The 13,929-nt window shown below is 41.7% G+C and carries 8 protein-coding genes; 3 read left to right on the top strand and 5 right to left on the bottom strand.

Annotated features, from left to right (window positions below; all coding sequences use genetic code 11):
- Positions 1-185: 185 nt before the first annotated feature.
- A complete protein-coding gene (locus CLV57_RS07805; RefSeq protein WP_100340749.1) occupies positions 186-1,550 on the bottom strand; it encodes an exonuclease domain-containing protein in 1,365 nt (454 codons plus the stop codon).
- Between the two features lie 131 nt (positions 1,551-1,681).
- On the opposite strand from CLV57_RS07805, the gene CLV57_RS07800 reads away from it, so the two are divergent.
- Together CLV57_RS07800 and CLV57_RS07795 are read left to right on the top strand one after the other, a co-directional pair.
- Positions 1,682-2,179: a hypothetical protein gene (locus CLV57_RS07800; protein WP_211290034.1), complete on the top strand. Its 498-nt coding sequence runs from the start codon at positions 1,682-1,684 to the stop codon at positions 2,177-2,179.
- Positions 2,180-2,307: 128 nt separating this feature from the next.
- Positions 2,308-3,000 (top strand): OmpW/AlkL family protein, encoded by a 693-nt coding sequence (locus CLV57_RS07795; RefSeq protein ID WP_100340748.1) that lies wholly within the window; start codon positions 2,308-2,310, stop codon positions 2,998-3,000.
- Between the two features lie 63 nt (positions 3,001-3,063).
- Here CLV57_RS07795 and CLV57_RS07790 read toward each other — a convergent pair whose 3' ends face one another.
- Both CLV57_RS07790 and clpB read right to left on the bottom strand, forming a co-directional pair.
- Positions 3,064-3,873 (bottom strand): PI-PLC domain-containing protein, encoded by an 810-nt coding sequence (locus CLV57_RS07790; protein WP_157799097.1) that lies wholly within the window; start codon positions 3,871-3,873, stop codon positions 3,064-3,066.
- A gap of 152 nt (positions 3,874-4,025) precedes the next feature.
- Positions 4,026-6,635 (bottom strand): ATP-dependent chaperone ClpB, encoded by a 2,610-nt coding sequence (clpB, locus tag CLV57_RS07785; protein ID WP_100340746.1) that lies wholly within the window; start codon positions 6,633-6,635, stop codon positions 4,026-4,028.
- 227 nt (positions 6,636-6,862) lie between these two features.
- Here clpB and CLV57_RS07780 point away from each other — a divergent pair, with 227 nt between their 5' ends.
- Positions 6,863-8,194, top strand: a complete 1,332-nt coding sequence (locus tag CLV57_RS07780; protein ID WP_100340745.1) for a sensor histidine kinase — start codon at positions 6,863-6,865, stop codon at positions 8,192-8,194.
- Between the two features lie 19 nt (positions 8,195-8,213).
- Here the strand turns inward: CLV57_RS07780 and CLV57_RS07775 are convergent, their stop codons facing one another.
- Positions 8,214-10,979, bottom strand: a complete 2,766-nt coding sequence (locus CLV57_RS07775) for a carboxypeptidase-like regulatory domain-containing protein (RefSeq protein WP_157799096.1) — start codon at positions 10,977-10,979, stop codon at positions 8,214-8,216.
- 64 nt (positions 10,980-11,043) lie between these two features.
- On the bottom strand, positions 11,044-13,800 hold the full coding sequence (locus CLV57_RS07770) for a Plug and carboxypeptidase regulatory-like domain-containing protein (RefSeq protein WP_100340743.1): 2,757 nt from the start codon (positions 13,798-13,800) through the stop codon (positions 11,044-11,046).
- Positions 13,801-13,929 lie beyond the last annotated feature (129 nt).

Below are 13,929 nucleotides of genomic sequence, written 5' to 3'. Positions count from 1 at the left end.
ACGACCAAAAAGTTTAAAAAGTGTTAAATAAAATGCAATAAAACATGCTACTGCCTATTTTAACAGATACAATATTTAATACCACACCCTAAATTTATTTTTAGTGTAGTACAATTGTTACCAAAAGTGGGTTTTATGATGGATACAATCGATTGTTTGCGCACTGCAGCTACGCAATAAGCAGCTTAAAAAACTACCATTCTATCCGGAAATTTCTCACCATAATTAAGCACCATATTCCTGATGTAATCATTACCCGGATAAGGGGTGAGTTTTGTTTTGAGTTGTTGCAGATCTGTGGTGCTATAATCTGATGTTATGTAACCCATTCCGTAAAACTGTCCGCGTTCAACCAATATGCAGCTATGCTCGTCATAATTACGGCCTTCATCCCGTATGGCAAAGGTGGGCAGTGCTTTTTTCAGGCCCTCAATGGCGGTATTTACCCTGGTGTTATAATCTTCAACTTGCTGCACACCCTCGCAGGCACAGTGCCCGGTATGAACTCCGGTACATGTATTCGTATTGCGTTGTATGAAACACAGCTTAGGACAAAGTTCAAACTGATCTATCAAACTATGTATAATACTATAGCCCTCGTTGAGAGAATTACACGTATATACCGGCTGAATTGCCAGTTTACGGCGCTTATCAACCGCCAGGCGCATGTAACCATTCTGGTCTTCAAATACAAACAGCCCGTAGGCATGCTCAAAACGTTTTAATGAACGATTATACTTGGGCCAAAGCCGCTTAATTTCAACAGCTTCCAGCACAAAAGCTATCAACTCTGTTCCGCATTCCTGGAAGCTGATGCGATGGATGTTTCGCAAAAATTCCTGTCGCTGCGGCCCGGGGTTGTTACCGGTAAAGTGGCTGCACACCCGCTTTTTTATGTTACGTGCCTTGCCTACATAGATCACTTTGCCTTTATCATCATGAAAATAGTAAACGCCGGGCATCATAGGTAAAGCCTCAATATCGGCTTTAGGTAAATGCGGTGGTAGCAATTGCTCTTTTGAGCCTTGTTTAAGCGCCTTTTTAATATGCTCCTCCCGGTCGTTTCTCAGCATCAGGCTGAATAATTCGGCAGTAGCTTCGGCATCGCCCATAGCACGGTGACGTGCCTCATTATCAATACCTAAGGTGCGGCATAAACGGCCTAAACTGTACGATGCATGGCCCGGTAATATTTTACGCCCTAATCGAACAGTACACAACTTATTGCAGTTAAGTTCGTAGCCCGCCTGCGACAGATGGTAGCGAACAAAAGAATAATCAAAATTGACGTTATGTGCCACGAATATTTTTCCATGTAACAGGTGGTAAACGTCTGCGGCTACATCTTCAAAAGGTGGTGCCTGTTCCACCATATCATTGGTGATGCCGGTAAGCGCGCTGATGTAAATAGGTATCTCCCGCCGCGGATTAACCAATGTGGTATAACGCTGCGTTACTTTTTTGCCATCATGAAGGCAAATGGCTATCTCGGTAATACCATTTGCGCTGGCATGCCCTCCTGTTGTCTCAATATCTACTATGGCGTACACAAAGGTAAAGTTAAAAAGTTTTGCTAAATTATTTAGTTTAATGAAAGAAAATTTATCATCGCTTTAAAAAAAGCAAATGCTGTAACTGGCATTATATTGGATGTGAATACATTAGAAACAACATCTTCATTATGAAAACATTAAACAGCACCATAGGCGGCTTTGCAGGCGCAGCTGCGCTAAACATAGTACATCAAACTGTTAAGCATTTTTTAAACAGTGCTCCGCGAATTGATCTGGTTGGTGAACAGGCCCTTAACAAAAGTTTGAAACTTGCCGGTGCTAAACCTTTAAGAGGCGATACACTGTTTGCAACAACACTTGCTGCCGATGTGATTAGCAATGCGGCTTATTATAGCCTGATAGGTATTGGCAGTCGTAAAAATTTGCTCACCAAAGGAACAGCTTTGGGTTTGGCCGCAGGAATTGGCGCGTTGGCTTTGACCCGCCAGTTGGGGTTGAACGATACGCCCATCACCAAAAATGCCGAGACCAAATTACTTACCGTTGGCTATTATTTAGTTGGCGGGTTGGTTGCCGCACTTACTATAAAAGCATTAAGTAAGAAAAAACCGCTTAAAATACCGGCTCATGTTAACCAGGATATGCCGGTTATCGGCAACTCTTAAGCCGATATTCACACGTGTACAATAGGTTGAAATTGCAATGACTGAGATCAGCTACAAGGCTGCCCTCAGTCATTTTACCGCTACTCAAGCTCAGATACATTTGAGCCATAATTCAACCATTGTATATCATGAAAAACTTAAAACTCTACGCCCTGGCCTTCTTCATGATGGCTGGCATCTCTGCCTTTGCACAACAAAAAAATGAATGGAACATCCGCCTGAGAGGCATAGGCGTATTACCGCAGGAGAGCGCGACGATAGGTGTGATAGGCGGCGACATTAACATTAGTAACTCTTTTGTGCCTGAACTTGACTTCACTTATTTCTTCGCTGATAATTTCTCTGCCGAACTGATTTTAGGCACAACACGTCATACCGTAAAAACAAAGGGCTCCAACTTAACGGCCATAGGTGGCCCGGCCAGTGCCGATGTTGATCTGGGTAAAGTTTGGTTGCTGCCTCCTACCCTTACTTTGCAATACCACTTGCCTACCAAATGCGCCGTTAAACCTTATTTAGGCGCGGGCGCTAACTACACCATTTTTTATGGTGTGAATAAAGGCGGAACCGTACAAGGCGTTGACTATAAAAACAGTTTTTCGTTTGCGGCGCAGGCCGGTGTGGATATTAACATAAGCAAAACCATGTTTTTGAACGTTGATCTGAAAAAGCTGCTACTGTCAACCACGGCAACTGTTGATGCATCAAACCTTACACCGGCGGGAAGTCCGGGATTGGCTCCGGTGCTTAAAAGCATCAATGCTGATGTAAAAATCCGTCCGTGGGTTGTAGGGTTAGGGGTAGGCTATCGTATAAAATAGTTTACCACCCTATAAACAACAATAAGCCCTCGATTGCTGTCGAGGGCTTATTGTTGTGTAGTATTATCGCCGCTTTTCGTCAATTAAAAAATTATGTAAGGTGGTTAGTTTATCCGTTGCTATCATGTCTACACCGCAGGTAAGCAGTTGCTGCCAGGTAGTGTATTTATTAGGCGATGCCCACAAACGCACCCTAACACCGTACTTATGCGCGTCGTTAACATAGTTGCGCAGTCGCGCCTGGTAACGTGGTGATAAGCTACCATCTTTATTACAACGCACCAATTTGGAGAATTTACAGCTTGCCATGTTAAACAAATTACGGGTGGTATCTCTTCCAATTTTTCGCAGGTCTTCATCTATAAAAACAAGTCGGTCGGGGTCATTTCTTACCATATCAAAAGGTTTCTTACCAGATAAAACGATACGCACGGGTCCTGGTTGCCACTGCCCGTTGCTGTAACCACATAAATAAGATCGATATTTTTCTAAAATTGGTTTCAGCAAGCGATAAGTTTTAGCACCATCTGATTTTATATCGATCATGAGCGTAACCGGCGCCGCAAAACCGGTATAAACTTCCCCATTCCGTTCATTAATCAGATCTGCCAATGGTTCAAGATAAAGCGCCTCTAACGTACGCCTGTGATGTAGTATGGGCAGCACATGTGTAACTACCAGGCTGCCTTTGTAGGCATAAACATCGGCTTCGATGTTAGCGTAACCCTGCTTTATGGCTTCAAAAAGTGGTTTTTTGTGTTGATAATCATTGTGAGCGAAGGCGTTAGGGAGTACAACATCCTGGGCTAATACAGGCGTAGTTAATAAAAGCAGGGCGAAAAAACGCTGCAAAACAAAGCAGTATCTCATCATTGGTTTAATAATTAGATTAATTATAACGCAAATTATCAACCAACTAATGCAAGTAATTTAATTTTAATATGCCCAACAATTACTTAACATAAATAAACGACAAAGCCCCGCGAAAAATATCGCGGGGCTTTGATCAATTTAATATTATCTAATTAAGCTTCAGCTTTTTCAGCTGTATTCATAAACACAAATTGGTTATCAAACATATCCAGCTTGATCTTGCTGTCTTTATCTACCTTACCGGCCAGAATTTGTTTTGACAATTCATTCAATACACGTTTTTGAATTACACGTTTCAATGGCCTTGCACCAAATTGCGGGTCATAACCTAACTGAGCCAGCCAATCTAAAGCTTCTTCTGAGGCTTCCAGGCTAATGCCCATTTCGGTCAGGGTTTGCTGCACTTGTTTAAATTGCAGCTTAACAATGTCGCTTATTTCATCGCGATTAAGCGGCGTGAACATGATGATCTCATCAATACGGTTCAAAAATTCCGGTCGAATGGTCTTTCTCAACAATTCAAACAGATCATTCTTTGTTTTGGCGATGATGGCATCACGGTCGCCATCCTCTAAAAACTGGAAGTTTTCCTGTATAACATTTGAGCCTATGTTAGACGTCATGATAATGATGGTGTTTTTAAAGTTCACCAAACGGCCTTTATTATCAGTTAACCTGCCATCATCCAATACCTGCAGCAAAATGTTAAATACATCCGGATGCGCTTTCTCTATCTCGTCCAGCAATATAACGCTGTACGGTTTACGGCGAACGGCTTCGGTTAACTGCCCACCTTCATCATAACCTACATAGCCTGGAGGCGCTCCAATCAACCTTGATACGGCATGGCGCTCCTGATACTCGCTCATATCAATACGTACCATGGCACCTTCATCATTAAACAGATACTCTGCCAATGCTTTGGCTAATTCTGTTTTACCCACCCCGGTTGTACCCAGGAAGATAAACGATCCTATTGGTTTCCTCTTATCCTGTAACCCTGCACGGCTGCGGCGTATAGCATCACTAATGGCTTCAATGGCTTCTTCCTGCCCGGCAACGCGTTTGTGCAGTTCACCTTCCAGGTTAAGCAATTTCTCGCGTTCACTTTGCACCATTTTTGAAACCGGAATGCCTGTCCAGCGGGATACTACACCTGCTATATCATCAGCAGTTACTTCTTCTTTTAGCATTCGGCTCTCGCTTTGGTTAGCCTGCAAAGCTTCTTTCAGCTTTTCAACTTCCTCCTGCGCTTCGCGAATTTTGCCGTAGCGCAGTTCAGCCACTTTACCATAATCGCCTGCACGTTCGGCTTGTTCAGCTTCCAGTTTGTAGTTTTCTATCTGCTCAACTTTTAAGTTGATGCCATCAACCACATCTTTCTCGCCTTGCCATTTAGCTTTAAGCGAATCACGCTCAGCAGACAGGTTGGCTATTTCTTCGCTGAGTTCTGCTACTTTCTTATCGTCTTTTTCACGTTTTATTGCTTCGCGCTCAATTTCAAGCTGCATAATTCGGCGTTGTAATTCATCCACCACTTCCGGAACCGAATCCATTTCAATACGCAGTTTTGAAGCTGCTTCGTCCATCAGGTCTATAGCCTTATCAGGCAAAAACCTGTCAGATATATAGCGTTGCGACATTTCAACCGCGGCAATAATAGCCTCATCTTTAATACGCACTTTATGATGCGCTTCATAGCGCTCTTTTAAACCTCTTAAAATAGATATGGCATCGGCAGTATCCGGCTCATCCACCAGCACAATTTGGAAACGGCGTTCAAGAGCTTTATCCTTCTCAACATATTTTTGATACTCATTGAGCGTTGTAGCGCCAATGGCCCTTAGTTCGCCGCGTGCAAGGGCGGGCTTTAAAATATTGGCCGCGTCCATAGCGCCCTCGCCTCCTCCTGCACCAACCAGTGTATGTATCTCATCAATAAATAATATAAGCTCTCCGTCGGCCTGGGTAACTTCTTTGATAACGGCTTTCAGGCGTTCTTCAAACTCGCCTTTGTATTTGGCACCGGCAATAAGGGCACCCGTATCTAAAGAGTAAACCGTTTTACTTTTCAGGCTTTCGGGCACATCACCTTTGATGATCCTGAAAGCAATACCTTCGGCAATGGCGGTTTTACCTACGCCCGGCTCGCCAACCAGGATAGGGTTATTTTTAGTACGACGCGACAATATCTGTATAGTACGACGTATCTCCTCATCGCGCCCAATTACCGGATCAAGCTTGCCTGATTCGGCATACTCATTTAAATTACGGGCATATTTGTTCAATGCGTTAAACGTCGCTTCTGCATTCTGATCAGTTACCTTGTTGTCGCCACGCAGGCTAACAATGGCTTTTTTCAGGTCTTTTTCGTTAACGCCTGCATCTTTAAGAGCCGAGCTGGTTTTATCGCTTACTGATAGTATCCCTAATAACACATGCTCTACCGACACAAACTCATCTTTAAACTCTTTTAAATAAGATTGTGCTTTTTGTAAAGCAGAGTTAGCGTTTGACGACAGATACACATTGCTGCCGCTTACCTTAGGAAATGCGGCTATCTGCTCATCTAAAGTCGCGTTTAACCTGTTAAGGTTAACATTTAATTTTTTTAATAAATATGTGATAACGCTCTCATCAACCAGTAAAAGGCCTTTCAACAAATGCGCTGTTTCAATAGCCTGCTGCTGGTTGCCTACAGTTATCTCTGAAGCTTTTTGTATAGCTTCCTGAGCTTTTATGGTGAAGTTGTTAAAGTTCATAGTTAAATAATTTCAGTACACTTATCTCAAAATGTTTGCCACTGCCTATAGTCTGAAAAAATGGCATTAAAAAATTATTTTCCCCGCCGTTTTGTCAAACACATTCCTTTTAATTCAATTATTTGTAACCCTGAGTAAATAATTTGCACTTTAATGTAAAAAGCACCGCTTTATTTTTGTACAACGCTGCTGTTTTTTATTTTTGATAAACCCTATAAGCTAAAGTTTTGGACACCCATTATTTCAGAAGTTTACCCGGACGATACCGTGCGGCGTTCCGCAACTATTATACGCTGCAAAACCTGGTTTCGATACGCTACAGCAGCATTGTTTTTTTGCTGATCAATATTATACTGCGCGTTTTAATTTGGGTACTGCCTGTAAGTCTTACTAAAGCGCAAAACTTCCCTGAATTTAATGTTACCAACTGGCTGTATATTTTTGTAACTCCATTTTTTTGGGGAATAAATGAGCTTTTGCTAACTAACATTAAAAAAACTAAAAAGGCAAATGCGGGCATGCTGGTATTTGTGTTTCTGTTTGCCTTCTACCTCATTCTTTGCGGGATGTACTCGGCATTCATTGCAACGTCCGACCCACGAAACGCGCTTACCATATATTTAATAGCCCTGTCTGTAGTTAGTGTAATTTGCGTATTTGAATATGATGAGGTTATTGCCTTACTGGTATTATCTGAAATTGTATTTACGGGCTTGCTTTTTATGGCAAGGACCGATGCTACAACCATGCTTTACGATCAGTTAATGTCTATTATCCTGTTATCAGGCTTCTATCTTATATCCAGATATTTTTACTCTTATAAAGCAAGCTATTACTTGCAGATCATCGAGATCAGGAACAAGAACATGGAGATTGAAAAGGCTGCCGAATTTAAAAACCAGGTTTTAGGCATGGTAGCGCACGATCTGCGTAACCCAATAGCGGCGGTAGAATCATTAGCTATGATGATGGAATTGGATGAAGACCTTAGCGAGGATACACAGGACAGTGTGGGCATGATCAAAGCGTCGTGCATTAAGGCCCGAAGTATTATATCTGATCTGCTGGAAGCGGCCAGGAATGAAAACCTCACCAACCTTGAACTCCGTAAAACAGAAATGAACCAGTGGCTTAATGGCATTATCAATACCTGGAAGATACAGAATGACCATAAAAATAACATTGTATTGTTAAGTGGTGCCAACCCTATATACGCCGATATTAACAATGAAAAATTTCAGCGGGTATTAGATAACCTCATCAGCAATGCCATGAAGTTTTCTAAAGAGCGGGATAACATAGAGTTGCATTTAGAACAAAAAGGTAATAAGGTTTCTATTAAAGTAAAAGACCGCGGATTAGGTATACCTGCTAACCTTCTTCCACATATTTTTGACCGCTTTTCAAAGGCCGGGCGCACCGGTTTGAACGGCGAGCAATCAACAGGTTTGGGCCTGAGTATTGTAAAACAAATAGTGGAGAGCCATAATGGCGCTATAAGCGTTGAAAGCGAAGAAGGCAAAGGCACTACATTTAGTATTGAATTGCCAGTCACCTAACATTTCGGTAACAGCAGTATTAATCAGGGATCATGATCTTAATACCTGCGGATCCCAGCTTGCCAAACATATCGGCTCCCTGAATGGCAATATGAAGGTCATTGCGCTTGCCTGTGGTATAAAAAACAATTTCTGCATTCCCATTTTCATCAGTAACTACATCCGGATTCCAATAAATAGTTGGTCGTGCATCTATTCCCTGGCTGCTATTTTTAACATTATATTTAGGCACGTAAAACTCCTTTTTAGGCGCAAAAACTAAAGGACGGTAGGTATATGTACCAACTGTTGTGCGCGTGAACAACCCATTACCCGAATAAGTTGTAATTTCAACAAAAGTATAATCTTTGGCTTTAGCCATAGGATTATGACGCCTTATATATTTGTTTACATATGTATTTTGATTTGCATAGCTTGTTATAACTTCAATGCCCTTTATATCGTCAGCCTGTAAATAATGGAATATAGTGCGTATGTAATTTGCATAGTTAATACCCGCGCTCGTGGTTTCAAGTGTTGAAACTCCGTCAACAATAAAATAGGTAGGTACGTTACGCAGATTATATCCAGGCCCTTCAGTATCAAATACAGATGGAATATCAACCACCATAGATGTGCTCTGGTTCATGTTATATGAATTACGGTTTGCTGCCTTAGGTAAACCATATCTCAAACCAGGAACATGATCTAACAATATATCTCCTAATGATACCCTTCCCATTTTTTGGATATCTTCTGCAGTAAAAATAAGGTCGGCCTCACCAGGAGCCAACAAACCCTTTGATCCACTAACTACTTTTTTAGCTTTGACCTGCACCTCCTTTAATTGCTGTCCGGATACTTTTATGTTCTCTTCGGTTTGCAGCCGCCCTTCACGAATTGCAGACGAGCGCGCTGTATCAATATTAACATACCATGGAATTATGCGTTGCTGAGGTAACGTGAATACCGGCGGCACAAACTCATCAACTTCAAGCTTAACGTTAGACGATTTTCCCTTTAAATTTCGCGCCTGCAATTTAAAGGTCATGGTATCTACAGGATACAGATCGGTAAACATAAATTCGCCCTTATCATTACTTGTGGTATCAGTTACTATAATTGGTTTGGTAGACATGAGCACTATACCGGTATGAGGGATAGGCTTGTTGAACATGGTTTTAACCCGCCCTTTAACCGCAAACTCTGGTTCGGGCTCAAATTCAGGTTTCTTTAAGGGTTGAAAAACCACCTGCCAATTATAATTAGTCCAACCCTGGGTTAGCAACAGATTATCAAGCGCCATCGCTTTAAGGCGTTCATCTCCTGCGGAAAAATACCAGCCGGGGTTTTCTACATTACCCTGCAGGTCATCATTTAACAACAGCTTTACATTTAAATTGCTAATACCAGTTGAATCCTGCTCAACAAGGTTGTTACTTGTAATTGCAACAGAAAAATTTCCGCTTACCGGCCGGCCATCTTTATCACTCGCTTTAACTTTAATACTGACACTATCGCCCCAGGTGTGGTGACCGGCGGTTGGCGTAACGGAAAAATTAATAACATCATGATGATCGATAAAAAATGCACGGGTTGCCAAGGGCTGCATTGTGGTGTTGAAAAGTGTTAGTTTGGCTACCCCGGTTAGGAATATTTTCTTACTGATCTTTATTCTTACGGCACCGTTACCGCTGTTAACAACTGCGCCATAGCAGTTACCTCCACGCGATTGTCCGATAAGGTAATAGCTCTCACCCGTATGTTGTACATCCTGAGTAGGCGCTACATAAACCGTTAATGAATCAGCACTACGTATGTTATCAACCTGAAGCATTATACCCGAAGGCTTAACCGCCGGCAGTGTAAAATTAAGTTTAACACCCCGGTAAGTGATACGTGCAGTGTAAGTTTCGTTATTTAGTGCGTTTAAATAAAACGTTCCCATGCCTTTATGGGTTGAGCTCATTTGAGCCACAAGTTCATTATTGTTATTATAAACGCCACCCTCAATGTCAACACCATAGCCTTGTTCATTTAATACTTTAAAAGCCACTTTATTTACCAGACCCGCCAAAATATTACCTCCCTCGGGCATAAACTGTACAGAAAGTTTATCATCGCGGTTGGCTATAACAGGTATATTCAACGTTACATCAGCGCCTTTTTTATTCTTTTTCGTGAGATTTATACTGATTTCTTTCAGGTCTGCCTCTGGTGGTAGGTCAAAGGCAAAATTTGCTTCGCCATTTGGCGTGGGCGTAATTTTAGCACGGTAAAAATTACTTCCGGCCCAACTAACCCTGGTGTTTAATTCTTCACCTATTGGGCCAAGCCCGTCATTACGCAAAAAAGTAAGGTTGGCCATTAATTTATCTGAAGCAGCGTTTTTAACAATATCAAAACGCGAGTTAACGCGCCATACGGCATCTTCCAGGTCATTAATAAAAAACTGCCTGGTGAAAACGTATTTATCACCAAAATTTCTGTTCCAGTTAGTGTATGCTCTTAATATGTAAGTACCTCCCAAAAAACGATTATTAAGCGGGATATATCCGCTACCGCTTCCGTTTTTAACCGCCACCATGTTGCGTGTTATTATATGGTTCTCACCATCACTTATTTCAAGATACATCACCCCACTTTTTGTAGATGATGCCATTGTGGTTGCGTTCAAGATGTAAGATTTGAACCACAGCGTATCTTCCTTATTGTAATTCCATTTATCAGTATGGACAAATATTTTATCAGGAGTGTTGGCCTGGTTGTACGCTGAAATTGTTTCAACCGCTTGTTTTAAAGACAATGCAGACTGTGCCTTAGCTGTAACTGCTTGTACAGCAAATAACAACAGAACAAAAAAACAATTTTTATTTTTTCGGTACATCTTTAACATAAATCTTATCATTATAGCACCCTAACAGGCCCTCCATATCTGCTCCCTGCACATTAATTGTATACGTTGCTGATTTGTCGGCAGTATAAAAAGTAACATAACCTTTACCATGACTATCAGTAACAACATTTGGAGCCCATAATATGGTTGAACGGGTATCGGGTATTGTTACCGGACTTTTGTAGGTATAACGCGGTGAATAAAATTGTTTTTGGGCCGCGAAAATAGGCAATCGATAAATAAAAGCTCCCGGTACCTTTTTTGTAAACCCATGTCCGGAATAAGTGGTTATCTCAATAAATGTAAACTCCCAAAACTTAGCGTCAGGGCGCTCAAATGCCTGCGTATAGGGTATTTGATTTCTTCCGGTAGTCATCACCTCTATCCCTTTAACATCGTTAACATCCATGTATTCCAGGAGTTGCTTTGTCCCAAATCCGGGCCCCATAAATATGTCGGCCTTTATGCCATCAAGTATAAAAACTGCACCTACATTATTTATAGAGTAAACCTCGTTTGGCCCATTATATCGAACCTGAAATCCTGGAATGTTTTTCTTTAACATATCAACCAAAGTCGTATTTGGTAGCGCTTTGATCTCTTCGGTGTTCATTATAAAATCCGCTTCGCCCGGGTCAACAAGACTTTTTGAATCTTTGACTATCTTTTTTGCCCTGATCTCTACCTGGTTTAATTGCCGGCCTGTTATTTTAGCCTCTTCTTCGGCATAACGCTGCCGTGTGTTTATGGCTTTAAGGCGCGACGTATCAATATTTACATACAATGGTATAAGGCGTTGTTTAAGTGGGGAAAACTCAGGCGCTGTAAAATCATCCATCTCAATACCCACATTAAACATGCGCCCCCTTTTGTTGTGCGCCTGCAAGCTGAACGCCACCGTGTCTGGGGGATAAATGCCCTTAAAACTAAACTCGCCTTTAGCATTCGTCATTGTATCTAAAGTGAAAAACGGATTTAATGATAAAAGTAAGACATTGCTTTTTTCAATTGGTTTGTTAAATGCGTTAACAACCCGTCCTTTAACGGCAAACTCAGGTTCGGGCTGATAGATCAGCGGCTTTTGCTTTGCAGAAAATACATCTGCCCAATTATAGCTTACCCAACCCTGCGTGAGCATCAATACATCAAGCGACTGTGCTTTTTTAAGTGAATCGCCTTTTGTAAAATACCACCCCGGGTTTTCAACTTCGCCTTTTAGGTCATCAGCTAAAAGTAATTTGGAAAACATGTCGTTGTAACCGCTCGTGTCTTGTCTTACCTGCGCGTCGTCTGTAACGACTACAGAGAAACTACCCACAACCGGCGCTCCGTTTTTATCGGTAGCTACAATTTCAAGGTTAACGCTGTCACGCGGGGTATAACCCTGCTTTGACGGATTTACCTCAACATGCATACCATCGTTGTGATTTACATAAATAATTCTTTCCGTAACAGGTTGATTTAATGCAGAGATTACTGTAAAGCGAGCAACGCCGGTTGGAAATGCGGTATTATTAATGCTAAAGCGGGCATTGTTAGCTGCTTTTACCACTGCACCGAAGCAGATTACATTGCGAGATTGACCGATGAGATAATAGTTGCCGCCGGTTTGCTTTATATCAGCCGATATATTGACCGAAACAACGATAGAATCTTTATTTGTAGTATTATCTACCCTCATAACCACTCCCGAGGGTTTTGCCGTCGGTAAAGCAAAACTCAGATCTTTATCATGGTAAGTTATTTTTGCCGTATAGGTGCGGTTAAGTTGGGGCGTAAAGTCAAACCAGCCCATCCCTCTGTGTATAGATGTAAATGCGACCACTCTTTGTCCGGTATTATCATAAACGCCACCATTAACATCTACCCCCTTACCTTCTTCATTAATAGCCTTAAAACCGACCCGACTGGGCAGGCCATTAACCAGGCTTCCCCCTTCAGGCATAAATTGCAGATCTGTTTTCTCATCACGATTGATCACAACCGGCACATTGAAGGTTACGTCTTTGTCGCCTTTTGTCTTTTTAGTGAGTGCAATGTTTAGTTGCTGCGTTTTTATTTTATCGCGCAAATCAAAGTCAAAGTCAAGTACGCCATCAACCCCGGTTTTTAGACGGGTGTTGTAAAGCGTACGCGCACCCGCGTTAATGCGCACCCTTAACTCTTCGCCAAACATGCGGCTGCCGCTGGTTTTAACAAATGCCAGGTTAGTTTTTACGTTACTTAAGCCCTCTTTTTCGGTTAGCTCAAAGCGCGAGTTGATCATCCAGTCTTCCTCTAAAGTGCCGTCAATAGTAAATTGCCTTGTGTAAATACTTGTTTCACTAAAATTTCGCATCCAGTTGGTATAGGCCCTTATCGTATAAGTTCCTTCAAGATAGCGGGCAGAAGACAGCGTTATATTTCCCCAGCCAATACCATAAGCCAGTTTAACAAGGTTCCTGTTGATCACCCTGTTAGCGGCATCAGCTATTTCTATATACAATAAACCGCTTTTGCTTGTAGCTTTCAAATCAGCATCAAACACATAAGCCTTAAACCAAAGCGTATCTTCTTTAGTGTAACTCCACTTATCGGTATGGATAAATATCTTTTCGGGATTATGAGAAGTGTTGTATGCCGAAACGGTTGCCATTTTTTGGCGAAGTGATACCGCCTGGCCCACGCCATTCAGATAAGATACAACAAGTAAAAACGCAAATGAGAATATGATATAACCACGCTTCAACATGGAACGACCTTTAGGTTGAATGATTGTTATAAAGATAGTAACTAAGCACAACTAACAAATACTCTTACTACTAAATTTTTAGTACAAATCAGACATCAGCGAAAAAAATCGTTTCACCCGTTTCATTTT

The sequence above is a fragment of the Mucilaginibacter auburnensis genome, assembly GCF_002797815.1.
GTDB lineage: Bacteria > Bacteroidota > Bacteroidia > Sphingobacteriales > Sphingobacteriaceae > Mucilaginibacter > Mucilaginibacter auburnensis.
Note: the sequence above shows the minus strand (reverse complement) of the source record. Positions and strands in the feature narration are given on the sequence as shown.

Excerpts from the sequence above, each read along its gene's own strand:
- CLV57_RS07800 (WP_211290034.1), top strand. The coding sequence starts at position 1,682 with ATGAAAACATTAAACAGCACCATAGGCGGCTTTGCAGGCGCAGCTGCG.
- CLV57_RS07795 (WP_100340748.1), top strand. The coding sequence starts at position 2,308 with ATGAAAAACTTAAAACTCTACGCCCTGGCCTTCTTCATGATGGCTGGC.
- CLV57_RS07790 (WP_157799097.1), bottom strand. The coding sequence starts at position 3,873 with ATGATGAGATACTGCTTTGTTTTGCAGCGTTTTTTCGCCCTGCTTTTA.
- clpB (WP_100340746.1), bottom strand. The coding sequence starts at position 6,635 with ATGAACTTTAACAACTTCACCATAAAAGCTCAGGAAGCTATACAAAAA.
- CLV57_RS07770 (WP_100340743.1), bottom strand. The coding sequence starts at position 13,800 with ATGTTGAAGCGTGGTTATATCATATTCTCATTTGCGTTTTTACTTGTT.